The sequence below is a fragment of the Flavobacterium sp. genome (assembly GCF_044369455.1).
Lineage (GTDB): Bacteria > Bacteroidota > Bacteroidia > Flavobacteriales > Flavobacteriaceae > Flavobacterium.
Genome location: NZ_JBIPLW010000005.1, coordinates 36,768 through 55,325 on the forward strand (window position 1 = coordinate 36,768; position 18,558 = coordinate 55,325).

The window sequence follows — 18,558 nt, forward strand, 5'->3', positions numbered from 1 at the left end:
AGTTCGCTATTTATGTCGAATCCATGTTTGTGATCTTCCAAAAAGTGAAATTCCAACAAAGCCTCGAACTATTATTTTATCTTTTCCATCCATAGAAATTTTACAATTATAAGAACTTCCGTTCTTTGGGTCTGTAATTTTTCCTCCGGCATAAACTTCACCGCTTTTTTTCAACCCTTTGATTATGATTAAACCTAAAATTGGTTTGTTTTTATCTTCTCCCTCACATTTTTCACATTTGCGATGCCTATTTTCCGATTCTAAAATTTCAATAATTTTGCCGTAAATTTTTCCTTGTTTTTCAAAAATCTCGACTATACTTTTTTCTTTTCCAGTTTCGTCATCAATGGTTTTCCATTTTCCAAAAATAGTTTGTGAAAAACTAATTTGGCTAATAAAGAATATAAAAATATAAAGTGTTTTTAGTTTCATAGTGTGTCAAGTTCTTTTTGTTTTTCTCTTTTTATGTGTTGAATGGAAGCATTTAAATCAAATCCTAAAAGCAATATCATACAATTAATCCAAATATAAAACATCACCACTAACAAGGTTCCGATAGAGCCGTAAAGTTCATTGTATTTTGAAAATTTTACAACCCAAATTCCGAAGAAATAGGAAGAAATAATTATCAAAATAGTAGTAAAAACGGAACCTATAGATATGAATGACCTACTTTTTTCATATTTGATTCCAAATTTAAACAAAAATGAAGTTGAAAATAATATCATCAGAACGACAAAAACATACCTTCCCATTTCTATCAACGGAATATTATGTGAAAGTACATCTTGAATTTTTGATTTTTGAATAATAACTTCAAAGACTAAAATCGCTGCCACAGTTATTAACAATAAAAATGACAATAGTATTGACAAAGTCAACGCAACAAAATATTGTCTTAAAAATTTTCGTTTTAACGACATTTTCATGTGATGCGAAGCTTCAAAACCTCCCAGAATAGCAAAGATTCCGTTGGCCATTAAAATTATTGCTATTAGGATTCCAATCGAAAGTAAGCCGCTATGACTGTTGTGTAAAATATCATTTATTATAACGTAAATTGCATCATAGGTTGTGGGCGGAACATTCTGCTGTACAAATCCTAAAAAATCTTCTTGAAAACCTTGAATAGGTATATACGGAATAAGATTTAGTATAAAAAGCATGAATGGAAATAAAGCCATAAAGAAACTCCATGCAATAGCCGCTGCACGATATGAAATAGCACCTTCAATAATTCCATTAATATACAATTCTATCAAGTCAAACAAAGACAAACCATGCAACCAAGGTAATTTTATCTTTTGCAATAAGAAAACAAGCTGTTTAATTATTGGAAGTTTGATGAATTTATTTTCAGTTGTGGTTATTGCCATTTAAATTGCTTTTAAACTTAAATCCATATTGTATACAGAATGTGTTAAAGCTCCCGAAGAAATATAATTTACTCCGCATTCTGCATATTGGCGTATGGTGTTTTCACTAATATTACCTGAACTTTCGGTTAAGCATTTGTCTCCAATTAAAGCAACCGCTTTTCGAGTATCGTCAAAATTGAAATTGTCAATCAAAATTCTGTAAACGCCGTCATTATTAAGTATTTCTTTAATTTCGTCGAGGTTTCTTGCTTCGACTATTATCTTTAAATCGAGATTATTTTGATTCAAAAATGCTTTGGTTTTTGCAATAGCATGTGAAATTCCTCCAGCAAAATCATTGTGATTGTCTTTGAGCATAATCATATCATACAGAGCAAAACGATGGTTTTCGCCACCACCAATTTTGACAGCCCATTTCTCACAAGCTCTAAATCCGGGTGTGGTTTTGCGCGTGTCCAATATTTTGGTTTTTGTTCCTTCTAAAAGTTTTACAAATTGATTCGTTTTTGTGGCAATGGCAGACATTCGTTGCATCGAATTCAGCACTAATCGTTCTGCTTTTAAAATAGATTGTGAATTGCCAGAAACATGAAAAACGACATCACCATATTTAACTTGGGAACCATCATTGATGAAAGTTTCGACTTCCAAAGTTGGATCGACATTTTCAAAAATCATACGAGCAAAAGCAACTCCGGCAATAATACCAGTATCTTTTACTAAAAGTTTGGCTTTCCCTTTGGCAGAATCGGGAATACAAGCTAATGAGCTATAATCACCTGGACCTACATCTTCGCGAATCCCATTTTGAATAATTAAATCGAGTTCTCTTTGAAACTGTTTTTCTGAAATCATTATGCAGCTATTGATTGGCTAAATTAGTATTTAATTTACGGATTAAAAAATGAAAATTGAATTTGAATTTCTATTTTTGCAGTACAACATAACAACATATGTACAAATTACTCATTCGTCCTATTTTATTTTGGTTTGACCCAGAAGAAGTGCATTACTTTTCTTTTAGTTTTATCAAATTTATAGCTAAAATTCCTTTTGTTCCCTCTATATTAAAATCGATTTATGAGGTAAAAGATACTCGATTGGAACGAGAAGTTTTTGGACTGAAATTTAAAAATCCGGTAGGATTGGCTGCTGGTTTTGACAAAGATGCAAAGTGCTACAAAGAACTTTCCAACTTTGGTTTCGGATTTATCGAAATAGGAACTTTAACGCCTAAAGCCCAAGAAGGAAATCCAAAAAAACGTTTGTTTCGATTAAAAGAAGACAGTGCTATTATCAACAGAATGGGTTTCAATAATGATGGTGTTGATGCAGCTGTAAATAGACTGAAGAAAAATAATGGAATTCTAATTGGTGGCAATATTGGAAAAAACAAAATTACTTCTAATGAAAATGCTATCGATGATTACTTAACTTGCTTTGATGCCTTATTCGATTATGTCGACTATTTTGTGGTAAATGTTAGTTCACCAAATACACCAAATCTTAGAGAACTTCAAGAAAAAAAACCATTAACTGAACTCTTAAGAGATTTGCAAAATTCAAATTCCAAAAAACAAATTCCAAAACCAATATTGTTAAAAATTGCTCCTGACTTGACTGATGAACAATTATTGGATATTATAACGATTATAAACGAAACTAAGATAGCAGGTGTTATTGCCACCAATACCACAATTTCAAGAGATGGTTTACAATCCGAAAATAAAACAGAAACTGGCGGATTGTCGGGAAAACCATTGACTAAAAGGGCTACAGAAGTGATTCGGTTTCTTTCTGAAAAAAGTAATAAAGCGTTTCCAATCATTGGTGTTGGCGGCATTCATTCGGCTGAAGATGCACTAGAAAAATTGGAAGCTGGTGCGAGTTTGGTACAATTGTATACTGGATTTATTTACGAAGGACCAAAATTGGTAAAGGATATCAACCAACTAATTTTAGCTAAAACTCAAGATAAAGTTCACTAAAAGAGCGGTAACAAATGCCAAACCAAAACTCAATAATGTACCGATAAGAACATATTCGGTTAGTTTTCTGTCTTTGGCTTCTTTTAAATCTCCAAATCTAAAAATTGATTTCGCGGCCAACAGAAATCCGATGGCGTCATAATTACCATTTACTACAAAATAAAAAACAAATAATCGCTCCAAAATGCCAATAACATTTCCAGCATTTTGAAGTGAGTTGTCTTTATCAGACTTATTTTCAGGCGACCAAAGGGAAATAATATTTTTTATGAGAATAGAAGCTGGTTTGGTCAAAAACAATAGCGCCGTTACAAATAACCAACTGTATTTTGAAAATGTAGCCGTGGAAGCAAATAACCCTGAAACAGCACCAATAAACGCGTTCCAACTTGAAATATTTTCATTCCAAATAAATGATACAAAAGCAATTACAATCAAGTGCATCATTTGATCCACTAAAAACCATTTTACTCTAGTTTTGGATTTTTGAAACTGTAATTTTATGAAATCTACAAACCCGTGAAGTAAAGCAAGTACAAAAGCAAACCAACCAAAAGACCAATCGCCCACTAAAATCCAAGCTAATAAAAAATGCACTAAGGTGTGAATATACAAATAGTTGCTTTTATGTTTCTTTTTCTCTTTATCTAAAACCCAAGAAGTTGGTTGCAATAAAAAATCGCCAATCAAGTGTGCTAAGAGTAATTTGATCAATACTATCATACCCGTAGCATTTTTATTTTTTTTCTAAAATAATGATCTACTTGCATCATCAATTCATATTGCGAACGCTTCTGCCTTCTGCTCACTGCCGCTTGATTTATTCCTAATTTTCCTCCAATTTCTTCTTGCGAAAGTGTGGGGTTTTGAATAGCAACTAATATAAATTCCGCCGATTGTTGTAGCCAATTGTCCATAAACGCCATGCTTAATCGCAAGAGCAAATTTAATTCTTCATCTAAAGCAATATCGCCCGTAGAAAGGGCTAAATTCAATTTTTGCTTTTTTAAAGTTTCAAATAATTCTCCCGAGCGAACAAAAGCACTACCGTTGCTTTCTGTAATTTTCCTTGCTTTATAGATTTTATCACCAAAACCTAAACTCATACGAACATCCAAATTAACCGACTTAAAAAAAGATTTTATCTGAAAAGCGATTAGCAGTGCATGCTCTGGATTTTTAATTTCCAACTGAAACTCATCGCCACGGTAGATTTCCCAATCGTTTGGTGTCTTTCCAAACAGTTGAAACATAGCTTTCAAATCACCAATCCATTTTTTGGAAGGAAGCTTTCTAGAATTGATTATATCGCCTGTAAGTATCACAATCATAGACCAAAAATAATAAAAAATAGTTATAAAACAATAATTATTACCAAAAAGCGTAATATTTTTAATTATTACCAAAAAGCGTAATATTTTTAATTATTACCAAAAAGTGTAATAAATTATGATCCATGATAGTTTCGATAGAAAATAAGTTTTACTATCTTTGAAACTGTTTATGAAAAACGTCAAAATCATAGAATGTCCACGAGATGCCATGCAAGGCATCAAAACTTTTATTCCTACCAAAACCAAAGTTCAATACATTCAATCGCTTTTAAGAGTTGGTTTTGACACGATTGATTTTGGGAGTTTTGTGTCGCCAAAAGCCATTCCGCAAATGCAAGACACAGCAGAAGTTTTGTCACAATTGGATTTATCGCAAACACAAAGTAAATTGTTGGCCATTATCGCCAACACGCAAGGCGCACAATTGGCTTCCGTTCACAAGGAAATTCAATATTTAGGTTTTCCCTTTTCTATTTCTGAGAATTTTCAAATGCGAAATACGCACAAAACAATTGCAGAAAGTTTGGTAACACTCCAAGAAATTTTAGATATTGCCGATGCTACAAATAAAGAAGTGGTTGCTTATCTTTCTATGGGATTTGGAAATCCGTATGGCGATCCGTGGAACATCGAAATTGTTGGCGAATGGACCGAACGATTAGCAACTATGGGTGTAAAAATTCTTTCGCTATCCGATACTATTGGTAGTTCAACACCGGATGTAATTGATTATTTATTTTCCAATTTAATTCCAAAATATCCTCAAATTGAATTTGGTGCCCATTTGCATACCACTCCAGATAAATGGCATGAAAAGATTGATGCGGCGTATAAAGCGGGTTGTCGTCGGTATGACGGAGCTATTCAAGGTTTTGGCGGTTGCCCAATGGCAAAAGATGATTTAACGGGTAATATGCCAACAGAAAAACTCGTCTCCTATTTTACAGCCCAAAAAGAAAACACCAACATCAGTCCAATGAGTTTTGAAAGTGCTTATAATGAAGCTTCAAAAATTTTCAAGGAATATCATTAATTTTTTCTTTTAAAAATCTTATAAATCTCAATCCACAGAACTGAAGTAAATCCAACCAGAATACTCAAATCAAGTTGAACTAACGATACCTTTTCAAAAAGAAAAAAACGGGTAAACATTGGAACAAACAATAACAAACTTGTCATTAAAATGGTTACACCAATTATCATTGGAACAAGATTGTTTTTGTATCGAATAGTTGTGAAAACAGAATAGTACAAAGAACGATTGGTCAATGTTAAAAAGATATTTGAGGCAATTAAAGTTAAGAAAATAGTTGTTCGGGTTACTGCTTCAGTACTTCCGTTTTGAACACAATATTGATATATAAAAAGCAATCCTAAGGTAATTACCAAACCTTGAATTATACTCATCGTTATTTCTTTTAAATTAAAAAAAGTGGATGTTAACGGTCTTGGTTTTTGCAACATTAAGTTTCGTTCCATTGGTTCATTTTCATAAATAATAGAACATGTTGGACCCATAATTATTTCTAAAAAAATGATATGAACAGGAGTAAAAATGTTTGGATAAATCCATCCTAAAGCCAATGGAATAAAAACAATGAGAATAATGGGAATGTGAATAGAAATAATATATTGAATGGCTTTCTTGAGATTGATATAAATCTTTCTTCCCATCGCAATGGCGTCAAGCATTTTACTAAAATCATCGTCGATTAAAATTAAATTAGCGGCTTGTTTGGCAATTTCAGTCCCTTTTTTGCCCATAGCAATTCCAATATGAGCCGATTTTAATGCTGGACCATCATTTACACCATCGCCAGTCATCGCTACAATTTGGTTGTTGTCTTTCAGTGCTTGGATAATTTTAAGTTTGGCTTCGGGAAACATTCTGGTAAAAATGGTGGTTTCCATGACTTTAGCTTTTAAAATAGCTTCGTCCATTGCCATTAATTCGTCACCATTCAAGACTTTATCAGCGTCTTTGAAACCTATTTGTTTCGCAATAGTAGCAGTTGTAGCGGCATTATCACCTGTGACAATTTTTACTTGGATTCCGGCTTTATAAAATTTCTCAAAAACCTCTTGAATATTAGCTTTCGGTGGATCATAAAAGGCAACTAATCCTTTAAAATGAAACTTAAACTCCTGCTGTGTTTTTGGAAAATCTTTTCCAGAAAAATCAGTTACTCCAATACCTAAAACTCGATAACCTTCTGCTGCCATGGTTTCCATTGCAACTATAATCTGCTTTTTATCTTTTTCAGATAAGTTACTAACTTCAATTAATGCTTCTGGTGCACCTTTGGCAGCAATAATTTTTTCGCCTTTAGAATTTTCAAAAATGTGTGTCATCATAGGAGGTTTTCCTCCTAATGGATATTCGTGAACCAACTTATAATTAGGTCTTTCATCAACACTTTCCAATTGGGTATACGCTTCATGAATTGCGATTTCCATAGCGTCAAACGGAATAGGTTCGCTTGACCACATAGCATAACTCAAAACATCTTCGGCTTCTGGATTTAATTTATGATCAGTATTAATAATTGTATTTGAAGTAAATAGATATAGTTGTGCCAAACTCATTTTATTCTCAGTAATAGTTCCCGTTTTGTCGGTGCAAATTACTGTTGCACTACCGAGCGTTTCCACTGTTTTGGTTTGCTTGGTAATAATTCCCATTTTCATTAAACGCCATGCACCAAGCGCCATAAATGTGGTAAAAGCTACTGGAATTTCCTCTGGAATTACGCTCATGGCAATAGTTAATGCTTTTAATAAACTATCTAAAACACTTTTCGAATGATAAAAATTCACAGCCCAAACAAATCCAAAAATCACCAATCCAATGATTGACATTATCTTTACAAAATTGGTTATTTGAATCTGTAAAGGTGTTTTTTCTTCCACTATTTCTTCTAAACTTTTGCCAATTTTACCCATATTAGTTTTATTGCCAATCGCTGTGACTTGACAAATTGCTAATCCGGTGGCAACGATAGTTCCCTGAAACACTTGTTTCTCTTGTATAGATTCACTTTTAAAAACAGATAAGGATTCGCCAGTCAAAATAGATTCATTTACCGAAAAATCATTGGATTGAATTATCACAGCATCAGCAGGAATAAAAGTTCCTTCTTCTACTTGAATAAAATCGCCAATCACAATTTCTTCACTTGGTATTTCAATTATTTCGCTATTGCGAATGACTTTACTTTTGGGTTGGGATAATTTTTTTAAAGTTTCAATGGCATTTCTACTCCTGGCTTCTTGAAAAAGAGAAATACCCGCGACAAGAAAAATAGCAAGAGTCATAAAAATTCCATCTCCATAATCACCTGTAATGTAATAGATACTAGCGGCAATGACCAAAAGTAAAAACATAGGTTCTTTTGCCATTGCAAAAAGTGAAATTAAAAAGTGATTTTTCTTATGATATTCCAAAGAATTTGAGCCATTCTCTATCCGCGAGGTAATAACTTCATTATTTGTAAGTCCTTTAAAAGTTGTCTTAACATTAGTCATATAAAGAAGTTAAGAAGTTTTACTAAGTTAGTAATTTTTATTGGATTTGCAATGTTTTTAAAGAGTTCTAATTGACATTTGTAAAAAACTTCCAACTTCCAACTTCTAACTTCCAACTTTTAATTATATTTGCTCGCAATTTAACTACAATACTGAACCAAGTTCAGCATAAACTACAAATTGCAATGAAAGCACATACTTCAAAAATCGTTGGCGAAGGTTTAACCTATGACGATGTTCTGCTAATCCCAAACTACTCCGAAGTTTTACCGCGCGAAGTAAATATCCAATCGAAAATATCAAGAAATATTTCGTTGAATGTTCCTGTTGTTTCTGCAGCGATGGATACGGTTACCGAAAGTTCGATGGCAATTGCCATGGCACAAGAAGGCGGAATTGGTGTTTTGCATAAAAACATGACTATTGAGCAACAAGCTGCAAAAGTTAGAAAAGTAAAACGTGCCGAAGCTGGAATGATAATCGATCCGGTAACATTGCCTTTGAACTCGACCGTTGGCGATGCTAAAATGCTGATGAAAGAACATGGAATAGGTGGAATTCCCATAGTGGATGAAAACGGAACGTTAAAAGGAATTGTAACCAATAGAGATTTGCGTTTCGAGAAAATTAATTCGCGTTCTATACTAGAAGTTATGACTTCGGAAAATTTAGTTACCGCTGCCGAAGGAACCACTTTGCAGGAAGCCGAAGGAATTTTGCAACAAAATAAAATTGAAAAATTACCTGTAGTTGATGCTAATTATAAATTAATTGGATTAATTACGTTTAGAGATATTACCAAATTAGCGCAAAAGCCAGTTGCCAATAAAGATAAATTTGGTCGTTTGCGCGTTGCTGCTGCCCTTGGTGTAACCGCCGATGCCCTAGAAAGAGCAACAGCACTTGTAAATGCTGGAGTTGATGCCGTAATTATCGATACCGCTCATGGACACACAAAAGGAGTGGTTGATGTTTTGAAAATTGTAAAAGCTAAATTTCCAAACTTGGATGTAATCGTTGGTAATATTGCTACTGCAGAAGCCGCTTTATATTTAGTAGAAAATGGTGCTGATGGCGTAAAAGTCGGAATTGGTCCAGGTTCAATTTGTACGACTAGAGTTGTAGCCGGCGTTGGTTTTCCACAATTTTCAGCCGTTTTAGAAGTAGCTGCTGCGTTGCGTGGAACTGGAGTTCCAGTAATTGCTGATGGTGGAATTCGGTATACAGGAGATATTCCCAAAGCGATTGCTGCAGGAGCAGATTGCGTGATGTTGGGCTCACTGCTTGCTGGAACAAAAGAATCCCCGGGTGAAACTATTATTTTTGAAGGAAGAAAATTCAAATCCTATCGTGGAATGGGTTCTATAGAAGCTATGGAAGACGGTTCAAAAGATCGTTATTTTCAAGATGTGGAAGATGATATTAAAAAATTAGTTCCCGAAGGGATTGTGGGCAGAGTTCCATACAAAGGTGAATTAAACGAAAGCATGCAGCAATTTGTTGGTGGACTTCGTGCCGGAATGGGTTATTGTGGCGCTAAAGACATTCCTACATTACAAGAAACTGGTCGTTTTGTTCGTATTACACAAAGCGGAATTGGAGAAAGTCATCCACATAATGTGACGATTACAAAAGAAGCACCAAATTATTCAAGATAAAATAAGGTATCAGAAATCAGGCAAAGGGCATATGTTAAATCGTGTGCCTTTTTTGTTTATAGAATAAGACCAAAAGATGATTTATTATTAAATACCCCTGAATAAAATAGGGTCAAAATTGAATATTTGATAAAAATTAATAAATGTCAATAATATTTAATGGGTATGCGGCATAAAAATAATATTTTTGTCAAAATTTTAATATCAAAAAAATGTCCGTTAGAAAAATTGTCTTAAGTGTGATACTCATCACGATTTTACTTCTTACTTTATTTTCAAATGTTATTTTTCAGAATACAAGATCTTCAACCGAATTCATAAAATTTGATACTGGAGATATTGCATGGATGATTGTTGCCACTGCTTTGGTTTTACTTATGACACCGGGTTTAGGTTTTTTTTATGGTGGAATGGTTGGAAAGAAAAACGTAATCAGTACCATGTTACAAAGTTTTATGGCTATGGTAATTGTTAGCGTGTTATGGATTGTGGTAGCTTATGGACTGTGTTTTGGTCCATCTATAGGTGGATTTATAGGAAATCCTATTCCTAATTTATTTTTTAACAATGTTGGAACAAATTCAACTTGGCCATTAGCGCCAACAATACCCTTACTCCTATTTGCACTCTTTCAAGTTAAGTTTGCTATAATCACTCCAGCACTTATTACTGGCGCATTTGCCGAGAGAATTCGATTTTGGTCTTACCTCCTATTTATGGTTCTATTCATTTTATTTGTTTATACTCCTCTTGCCCATTGCACATGGCATCCGGATGGGATTTTCTTTAAAATGGGCGTTCTTGACTTTGCTGGAGGTACAGTGGTTCACATGAGTGCGGGTTGGGCTGCTTTGGCTGGAGCGATGTTTTTAGGAAAAAGAAAAAGTCAAAAAGTAAATCCAGCTCGAATTACGTATGTGTTATTAGGTACCGGATTATTATGGTTTGGATGGTTCGGGTTCAATGCTGGTTCTGCAATGGGTGCTAATGGATTGGCTGTGCAAGCGCTAGGCACAACAACTGTTGCCGCGGCAGCTGCCTCTATGGCATGGGTGTTTTTTGATAAAATATTAGGTCATAAACTTTCAGCTATGGGCGCTTGTATTGGCGCTGTTGTTGGATTGGTCGCCATTACTCCAGCTGCCGGTTATGTTAGTATTCCACATGCAATCACTATTGGAATACTATCTAGTATTGTCAGTAATTTTGCAGTTAGTAAATTTCCTAAAGGTAAGATAGATGATGCATTAGACGTTTTTGCTTGTCACGGAGTTGGCGGAATGACTGGAATGATTTTGACAGGTGTTTTTGCCTCAAAAGCAATAAATCCTACAGTTGTAGATCAAGGTTTACTATTTGGGGAAACTAAACTATTTACAAACCAACTAATTGCTTTAATTTGTGTTTCTATTTTTGCTTTCACCGCATCTTATGCTCTTTTTTATATTACCAACAAAATCTCAAGATTACGTGTAAGTGAAGAAAAAGAAGCATTAGGATTAGATATTACGCAACATGGAGAATTTTTATAATTAAATCCCTGTAAAATTACTTGGTGTAATTCTTAACAACTCTTCTTTAATAGCATTAGAAATATTTAGGGTTTCTATAAAATCATGAATGGATTCTTTATTAATAACCGAATTGGTTCGTGTCAATCCTTTCAAAGCTTCATACGGATTTGGATATCCTTCTCGTCGCAAAATGGTTTGAATCGCTTCGGCAACTACAGCCCAGTTTTTTTCTAAATCTTCAGCAAATTTAGATTCATTCAACAACAACTTATTCAACCCTTTCAAAGTAGCGTCAAAAGCTATTAAAGTATGTGCTATTGGAACGCCAATGTTTCTAAGCACAGTGCTATCAGTTAAATCACGTTGCAATCTTGAAATGGGTAATTTGGCAGAAAGATGTTCAAAAATAGCATTGGCAATACCTAAATTTCCTTCTGAGTTTTCAAAATCAATTGGATTTACTTTATGCGGCATGGCCGAAGAACCAATTTCACCTGCTTTTATTTTTTGTTTGAAGTACTCCATCGAAACATACGTCCAAATATCTCTATCTAAATCAATAATGATGTTATTGATTCTTTTTAAAGCATCAAAAAAAGCAGCAAAATGATCGTAATGTTCTATTTGAGTGGTTGGAAAGGAATGTTGTAAGCCAAGCGTATTTTCAACGAAAGTAGTTCCGAATTGTTTCCAATCTACATTGGGATACGCCACATGATGGGCATTGAAATTTCCGGTTGCTCCTCCAAATTTAGCTGCAAACGGAATATTAAATAACAAACGCATCTGTTCTTCCAAACGCTCCACAAAAACCAAAATCTCTTTTCCTAAACGTGTTGGAGAAGCTGGTTGACCGTGTGTTCTAGCTAACATTGGAATATCTTTCCACTCCATTGCTAGCTCTTTAAGCTTTGCAACTAATGAAATCAATGATTTCAAATACACTTCTTGAAAGGCATTTTTCGTTGATAACGGAATAGCAGTATTATTGATGTCTTGTGAGGTCAATCCAAAATGAATAAACTCTTTATATTTTGACAATCCTACAGCTTCAAATTTTTCTTTGATGAAATACTCTACTGCTTTTACATCATGATTGGTTGTCTTCTCAGTTTCTTTTATCCAAAGGGCATCTTCGGTAGTAAAATTTTTATAAAGATTGCGTAAGCTGTCAAAAACTGATGCATTCACTCCTTTTAACTGGGGTAGATTGGCTTCGCATAAAGCAATGAAGTATTCCACTTCAACCAAAACACGGTATTTTATTAAAGCTTCTTCAGAAAAATATTCGGAAAGTGATTTTGTTTTGCTTCGGTATCTTCCGTCAATGGGTGAAACGGCGTTTAGTGGAGTTAATGCCATGTGTTGTGTTGTTTGTTGTGCAAAAATAAGGAATAGTGTTCAGTGTTCAGTAATTAGTGTTCAGTTTTTTTAGGAGCAGAACTTTTGTCTTTCTAAGAATATTCACTCCCGCTGTACGCTATACTTCGGTGCCGCTTCCATCGGGGCTAACGATACGTTTAGCTTTTAAATTTAACAATCAATTTTTCTCTTAAAAAAGGAACTCCTTCGGTAGCATTCATGGCAATCACTTCCAACGGATTTTGTAAATTAGTTATGCTTGCTGGTCTTGGGTCAATATAAAAAACCTTTGCCTCTGGATTCGCATAATGCATCAAACTAGCTGCTGGATACACTTGAAGTGATGTTCCAATAACAACTACATAATCCGCTAGTTCAATGATGTTTATTGCTTCTTCAAAAGCTGGAACCATTTCGCCAAACCAAACAATATGCGGGCGCAGTTGGTTACCCGAATCATCTACATCTCCAAGAATCAAATCCTCTTTCCAATCCAATATATATTCTTCGTTTTTAGTACTGCGCACTTTTAGCAATTCGCCATGCAAATGCAAAACTTTGGTACTTCCCGCCTGTTCATGAAGATTATCAACATTTTGTGTAATAATATTTACCTCAAAATCATTTTCCAATTCGGCTAAAACGAAGTGACCTTTATTGGGCTTTACTTCATGCAATTGTCGTCGTCGTTGATTATAAAAATCCAAAACCAATTCCTTGTTACGTTGCCAACCATCGGGAGAAGCGACATCCATAACGTTGTGTCCTTCCCAAAGACCATCGGCATCGCGAAAGGTTTTGATACCGCTTTCGGCAGAAATTCCGGCACCAGTCAAAACCACTAATTTCTTTTTCATCTAAAAAATTTTCTGCTAAATTATTGCATTTTACTATTTTTACTAAAACATTTAGTTATGAAGTACATCAAAAATACATTTTTTAAATTTTTCTTCCTTTATTTTTTCTTAACAATCGCTCCTTGGATGTTATTAAGTTTTATTCCTGGATTAAGTTACGTAACTGATTTCTACACAAAAGGATTTCAATGGATAGTTTTTAATTTTAACGATTGGTTTTTGCATGTCAAGCATCCACTCAACACCGAAGGTTATGGAAGCGGAGATACTTCCTATGCTTGGGCTGAGTTTTATACCATTATAATTTTATCCTTTGTTTTTGCGTTATTATGGAACTTTTTGGGCAGAAAAAATAAGGAGACACCTACCATATTCTATTGGCTAATAACGTTGATTCGGTATTACATAGCTTCGGTAGCATTTACATATGGTTTTATCAAATTGTTTGCGTTGCAAATGCCTTTTCCAACTTTAAGTCAATTAGCGACACCTCTAGGCGATTTTCTACCGATGCGATTTAGTTGGATGTTTATTGGCTATTCTCAACCCTACCAATTCTTTTCGGGTTTTATGGAAGTCACTGTTGGCCTGTTACTTCTGTACAGAAGAACAATTCCACTAGGGTTAATTGTTGGACTTGGGGTATTTATAAATGTGTTTGTAATGAATATGTGTTATGATATTCCAGTTAAGTTATATTCTATGGAGATTGTCATTTGTTACTTATTTTTATTAACAATTGACAGCAGAAAATACCTTAATTTTTTTGTATTTAATAAACCAACAGTTCCAACAACTAAATATAATTATCCATTGACTAAAAGATGGCAAAGAATAGTTCGAATTGTTCTAAAGGTTGTCTTTATAATTCTTACCATTGGTTTTAATCTATACGATTGCATCGATTGGTACGGGCAAGTAAATGTGCCTGATACGAATGTAATTCCAAAAGGTGTATACAATATTAAAGAATTTAAAAAGAATAATAAAGTCGTTACTTTTGACGCTAATGATACATTAGTATGGAGAGATTTTATATTTGATAAAGGAAAAATGGGAAGCATCAAAACAGCCGATACTACCTTTTTGAATAGGTACGGGAGAGCTTACTTTATTTATGAAACTGATAATTCCAAAAAAATAATTCATTTTAAAGAAGGGATGTCAGATAGTGTTAGTTTATTTAAGATGAAATATAAATTTATTAATAAAAATACACTTCAGTTAGAAGGTGTGTTCAAAAAGGACACTTTATTCTATGAACTAATTAAAAGTGATAAGACTTTCCAGTTAGCAGAGAGACAGTTTCATTGGATATCTGAAGCGAATAGATAAACTAAAAATAATTATGATTGACTTCGATTATCTCAACTATCTCGAAGAATTTTTAACAAACAACAGAAAGGAACGGTTTCAAAAAGTATTAGACAATCGCACGAATCATTTTACCATTGCAGTAGAAGATGTGTTTCAGTTTCATAATACGAGTGCTGTGATGCGTAGTTGTGAGGTTTTTGGCATACAAGAAATTAATATTGTTGAACAGCGTTTTGGCAAAAATATCGATAAAGAAATTGCGATGGGCGCTCAAAAATGGGTTGATATTAACAAATTTGAGAACATATCAAACTGTATTCAAACACTAAAAAGTAAAGGGTATCAAATCATTGCTACTACTCCGCATAATGATTCTTGTTTGTTACAAGAATTTGATGTGACCAGGAAAAGCGCTTTATTTTTTGGTACCGAAAAAGAAGGACTTTCACAGGAAGTGATGGATCAAGCCGATGGTTTTTTAAAAATTCCGATGGTTGGATTTACGGAGAGTTTGAATATTTCTGTTTCGGCATCGATAATTATTCAAGATATTACCACTCGGCTTCGGCAATCGAATGTGAATTGGAAACTTTCCGAAGACGAAATATTGGAAAAACGCTTGCTTTGGGCAAAGAATACGATTAAGGATATTAAGCGGATTGAGGAACGGTATTATTCTAAAAAAGAAACATAAATAGTTACTCATGAATATACTTTTCATGTTTTTTGGATAACACTTTGTACTGCTCATAGCATTCACTAATGGCATCCATAATTTGCAAGTCATTAGCAGTTTTGATAAACTCCTCGGAATAACTACAACGCGTAAGGATTTCAGCAATTTCTTTTTTGTCAACACCCAAAAGAACGCCAAGTGTTTCTCTGTCAAACTTTGATTCTAAAAGATGCCGTACGGTATCATCTTTTTTCATCTTTTTTAGTTTCTTAAGCTCATTGGATTTATTTCCAAAGAAATTATAAAGCATGTCAGCCGGATTGAATATAGAACCTAACACTCTACTAAAGGCACCAGGTGAAGAACTTCCAGTTTCATACCCTTGTGGTAATCCTGAAATACTATATCGATAATTATCTTTGTCTGGAATCAGTTTGGAATCAACTTCTAAGTAGCCCGTTAAATCGTATTTTTTTACAATCACTTCTTCTAAAGCAATCGCTTTTTCTGTTAAAAGAAGTTTAGCAGTGCCATTTTTTAACCAGTCATTAGTTACTCTAACACGCAACGACTGATAACCAAGTAATGAAATATGAAGAGTATCACTAACACTTACATCTAATTCAAAAAAACCTTTTATATCAGTAACAACTCCCTTTACTTTATTAATATTAATTACATTAACATTTGCTATTGGCAACATGGTGTTATCATTAATAATAGTTCCAGTTACTTTTTGAGCTATTGAATTATCTTGTGCTTGAGCACTAAAGGAAAGTAAAAATAAAAGGGGAAGAAATAAATATCTCATGATTATATTTGATGGTTTAAAAGTAAGAAACTCTTTTAAGAAAATATAAAAATTCTAGAGAGAATTAGAACAAAATTAACAGTCATTCATAAATTCCAAAAAAACAAATTCCAAATCCCAATAGTATCTTATTGAAATTTGGAATTTAAAGCCTTTATCTATAAGCGTTTTTAACTTTTTCTTGGTCTTCTTGCTTTTGCATCATCAAAAGAACGTCCAGCAGGTCTTTCAGAAGTTCCTTCAGAACGCCTTGGTGCTCTGTCTTCTCTCTGAAAAGAACCTGGTTCTCTTTTTGGAGCGCTATCTCGATTAAAACCACCTTCTCGTCTTGGTCTGTCCGAACGTTCTGTTCTAGGAGTACTATTTCTATCACTTCTAAAACCACCTTCTTTTCTTGGACCGAAACTTCCGCCGCTTGAACTTCTTCGTTCTCCACCAGAGTTTCTATCGCCTCTAAATCCGCCACCACTTCTTCCGTTATGATCGCGTCTTTCGCGGCTTCCACCATCATTTTTAGAAATTTCAACATTGATACGTCTACCGTTCATGTCAAAGCCATTAAGAACAGACATCACTTTATCAGTATGTTCGCCATCTGTATTAAAGAAAGAGAAACCCTCTTTTACATCAACTTTAAACACATCATCACGACCCAAATCTAAAGTATCTTTCAAGAAGTCTTTCAGTTGCATCCAATCAAAATCATCTCGTGAGCCAATGTTTACAAAATAACGAACAGGATCTCCAGCTCTAATCTCTCTTGGCTCAGTACTTCTTTCACTTCGTTCTCCACCTTTTTCACCAGATAAATCACGTTTCTTTTTGTAATATGCAATAAATCTATTAAACTCAACAGACACCATTTTTTTAATTAGTTCCTCTTTAGATAATCCGTCAAGAACCTCATTGATCGCAGGAAGATAATTATCTATCTCGTGGTCTACTTCGGTGTCTTTGATTTTGTTAGCTAAGTGCAACAATTGAATTTCACAGATTTCAATTCCAGATGGAATGGTTTTTTCCTGAAACTTTTGTTGAATGATTCTTTCTATTGATGAAATTTTACGTATTTCACTTTTGGTGATAATTACGATGGAAGTTCCCAATTTACCGGCACGACCAGTTCTTCCTGAACGGTGCGTATAGGTTTCTATTTCGTCAGGTAATTGATAATTTACAACGTGTGTGATATTATCAACGTCAATTCCACGCGCAGCAACATCAGTAGCAACCAACATTTGAATTTGACGACCTCTAAACGATTTCATCACACCATCACGTTGTGCTTGTGATAAATCTCCGTGTAAAGCTGCAGCATTATACCCATCTTCAATTAACTTTTCAGCAACCGCTTGCGTATCTCTTTTAGTTCTACAAAAAACTACAGAGAAGATATCTGGATTAGCATCTGCTAATCTTTTCAATGCCTCGTATCGGTCACGAGCGTTCACACAGTAAAACTCGTGAGAAACGGTAGCTGTACCTGAATTTTTACTTCCAACAGTAACTTCTGCTGGATCGTGCATAAATTTCTTTGCAATTCTCGCTACTTCTGCAGGCATGGTTGCTGAGAATAACCAAGTATTTTTCTCGTCTGGAGTGTCTGATAATATCGAAACGATATCTTCATAAAACCCCATGTTCAACATCTCATCAGCTTCGTCAAGTATACAGAAGTTGATGTTTTTGATGTTTACAAGACCACGATTAATCATGTCTTGCATTCTACCTGGAGTTGCCACAATAATTTGTGCTCCACGTTTAATCTCTCGCGCTTGTTCTGTAATGCTGGCACCACCATAAACTGCCACAGTATGTAAACCTTTTACATATTTAGAGTATTGTTTAATCTCGTTGGTGATTTGTAAGCAAAGCTCGCGCGTTGGGGATAAAATTAACGCTTGTGTACTTCTGTCTTCAGCATCGATTTTTTGTATAAGCGGGAAACCAAAAGCTGCCGTTTTCCCTGTACCTGTTTGTGCTAAAGCTACTAAGTCTGTGTTTTGTTCCAATAGTACTGGAATCGCTTTTAATTGCACTTCTGACGGATTCTCAAATCCTAGATCTTTGATCGCCAGCAGTAACGATTCATTCAGACCTAATTGTTCAAATTTATTCATATTGTATTTTAAAATTT

The 18,558-nt window shown here is 34.3% G+C and carries 16 protein-coding genes; 6 read left to right on the forward strand and 10 right to left on the reverse strand.

Annotated elements, in window-relative coordinates; translation table 11 throughout:
* Positions 1–6: 6 nt before the first annotated feature.
* From ACIQ2L_RS06250 to nadC, 3 genes are read right to left on the reverse strand one after another with little or no spacing between them, the layout of a single operon-like run.
* The gene (locus ACIQ2L_RS06250; RefSeq protein WP_396157283.1) at positions 7–432 is read right to left on the reverse strand and encodes a DUF2147 domain-containing protein; all 426 of its coding nucleotides are present in this window, start codon (positions 430–432) and stop codon (positions 7–9) included.
* Complete coding sequence (locus ACIQ2L_RS06255; RefSeq protein ID WP_396157284.1) at positions 429–1,376, reverse strand: YihY/virulence factor BrkB family protein; 948 nt, start codon at positions 1,374–1,376, stop codon at positions 429–431. Before ACIQ2L_RS06255 ends, ACIQ2L_RS06250 begins: the two co-directional genes overlap by 4 nt.
* Complete coding sequence (gene nadC, locus ACIQ2L_RS06260) at positions 1,377–2,234, reverse strand: carboxylating nicotinate-nucleotide diphosphorylase (protein ID WP_396157285.1); 858 nt, start codon at positions 2,232–2,234, stop codon at positions 1,377–1,379.
* A gap of 98 nt (positions 2,235–2,332) precedes the next feature.
* On the opposite strand from nadC, the gene ACIQ2L_RS06265 reads away from it, so the two are divergent.
* Positions 2,333–3,367: a quinone-dependent dihydroorotate dehydrogenase gene (locus ACIQ2L_RS06265; RefSeq protein WP_396157286.1), complete on the forward strand. Its 1,035-nt coding sequence runs from the start codon at positions 2,333–2,335 to the stop codon at positions 3,365–3,367.
* Here ACIQ2L_RS06265 and ACIQ2L_RS06270 read toward each other — a convergent pair.
* Both ACIQ2L_RS06270 and ACIQ2L_RS06275 read right to left on the reverse strand, forming a co-directional pair.
* The gene (locus ACIQ2L_RS06270) at positions 3,338–4,090 is read right to left on the reverse strand and encodes a DUF3307 domain-containing protein (RefSeq protein WP_396157287.1); all 753 of its coding nucleotides are present in this window, start codon (positions 4,088–4,090) and stop codon (positions 3,338–3,340) included. The two genes, ACIQ2L_RS06265 and ACIQ2L_RS06270, sit on opposite strands and share 30 nt — an antisense overlap.
* Complete coding sequence (locus ACIQ2L_RS06275) at positions 4,087–4,698, reverse strand: SatD family protein (RefSeq protein ID WP_396157288.1); 612 nt, start codon at positions 4,696–4,698, stop codon at positions 4,087–4,089. Before ACIQ2L_RS06275 ends, ACIQ2L_RS06270 begins: the two co-directional genes overlap by 4 nt.
* Before the next feature lie 172 nt (positions 4,699–4,870).
* Here ACIQ2L_RS06275 and ACIQ2L_RS06280 point away from each other — a divergent pair, with 172 nt between their 5' ends.
* Positions 4,871–5,734 (forward strand): hydroxymethylglutaryl-CoA lyase, encoded by an 864-nt coding sequence (locus ACIQ2L_RS06280; protein ID WP_396157289.1) that lies wholly within the window; start codon positions 4,871–4,873, stop codon positions 5,732–5,734.
* Here ACIQ2L_RS06280 and ACIQ2L_RS06285 read toward each other — a convergent pair.
* The gene (locus ACIQ2L_RS06285) at positions 5,731–8,226 is read right to left on the reverse strand and encodes a cation-translocating P-type ATPase (RefSeq protein ID WP_396157290.1); all 2,496 of its coding nucleotides are present in this window, start codon (positions 8,224–8,226) and stop codon (positions 5,731–5,733) included. The two genes, ACIQ2L_RS06280 and ACIQ2L_RS06285, sit on opposite strands and share 4 nt — an antisense overlap.
* Positions 8,227–8,411: 185 nt before the next feature.
* On the opposite strand from ACIQ2L_RS06285, the gene guaB reads away from it, so the two are divergent.
* The gene (gene guaB / locus ACIQ2L_RS06290; protein WP_396157473.1) at positions 8,412–9,884 is read left to right on the forward strand and encodes an IMP dehydrogenase; all 1,473 of its coding nucleotides are present in this window, start codon (positions 8,412–8,414) and stop codon (positions 9,882–9,884) included.
* A gap of 212 nt (positions 9,885–10,096) precedes the next feature.
* Positions 10,097–11,416, forward strand: a complete 1,320-nt coding sequence (locus ACIQ2L_RS06295) for an ammonium transporter (protein WP_396157292.1) — start codon at positions 10,097–10,099, stop codon at positions 11,414–11,416.
* On the opposite strand, the gene purB is transcribed toward ACIQ2L_RS06295, so the two are convergent.
* Both purB and ACIQ2L_RS06305 read right to left on the reverse strand, forming a co-directional pair.
* Positions 11,417–12,760, reverse strand: coding sequence for an adenylosuccinate lyase (gene purB / locus ACIQ2L_RS06300; RefSeq protein ID WP_396157293.1), 1,344 nt, complete (start codon positions 12,758–12,760; stop codon positions 11,417–11,419).
* Between the two features lie 158 nt (positions 12,761–12,918).
* Positions 12,919–13,617, reverse strand: coding sequence for an SIR2 family NAD-dependent protein deacylase (locus tag ACIQ2L_RS06305; protein ID WP_396157294.1), 699 nt, complete (start codon positions 13,615–13,617; stop codon positions 12,919–12,921).
* Between the two features lie 57 nt (positions 13,618–13,674).
* On the opposite strand from ACIQ2L_RS06305, the gene ACIQ2L_RS06310 reads away from it, so the two are divergent.
* Positions 13,675–14,952 carry a hypothetical protein gene (locus ACIQ2L_RS06310; protein ID WP_396157295.1) on the forward strand — a complete coding sequence of 426 codons (1,278 nt, stop codon included), beginning with the start codon at positions 13,675–13,677 and terminating at the stop codon, positions 14,950–14,952.
* 13 nt (positions 14,953–14,965) lie between these two features.
* Positions 14,966–15,628 (forward strand): TrmH family RNA methyltransferase, encoded by a 663-nt coding sequence (locus ACIQ2L_RS06315; RefSeq protein WP_396157296.1) that lies wholly within the window; start codon positions 14,966–14,968, stop codon positions 15,626–15,628.
* A gap of 4 nt (positions 15,629–15,632) precedes the next feature.
* Here ACIQ2L_RS06315 and ACIQ2L_RS06320 read toward each other — a convergent pair whose 3' ends face one another.
* Both ACIQ2L_RS06320 and ACIQ2L_RS06325 read right to left on the reverse strand, forming a co-directional pair.
* A complete protein-coding gene (locus ACIQ2L_RS06320) occupies positions 15,633–16,421 on the reverse strand; it encodes a carboxypeptidase-like regulatory domain-containing protein (RefSeq protein WP_396157297.1) in 789 nt (262 codons plus the stop codon).
* A 170-nt stretch (positions 16,422–16,591) separates the two neighbouring features.
* Positions 16,592–18,541 carry a DEAD/DEAH box helicase gene (locus ACIQ2L_RS06325; protein ID WP_396157298.1) on the reverse strand — a complete coding sequence of 650 codons (1,950 nt, stop codon included), beginning with the start codon at positions 18,539–18,541 and terminating at the stop codon, positions 16,592–16,594.
* Positions 18,542–18,558 lie beyond the last annotated feature (17 nt).